The organism is Acidisoma sp. S159, assembly GCF_009766125.1.
GTDB lineage: Bacteria > Pseudomonadota > Alphaproteobacteria > Acetobacterales > Acetobacteraceae > Acidisoma.
Window position 1 is genome coordinate 1 of the sequence record NZ_LMUG01000108.1, and the last position, 251, is coordinate 251.

General features: G+C 70.1%; 1 pseudogene. It reads right to left on the reverse strand.

Annotated features, from left to right (window positions below):
* A pseudogene (locus tag GSQ92_RS29780) lies at nt 1–251 on the reverse strand (hypothetical protein); the annotation flags it as partial.

Genomic DNA, 251 nt, shown 5'->3' on the forward strand with positions numbered 1-251 from the left:
CGGTCACACCGCTGTTGATGGTCAGGCTGAGGTTGCTGCCGGCGGAGGCGATCGCCGTCACCCCGCTCGACACGTAGAGCGGCAGGCCGGTGCTGTTGACGGTATCGATGAGGGTGCCGCCCGCGCTCGCGCTGAGCAGGCCGCCGGAGAACACCGTCGCACCGCTTACCACGCCGCCCGAGGCGACCGTCTCGGTCCCGCCGCTGCTGACGAGGGTGTGGATGGCGATACCACTGGCGAGCACGGCATCC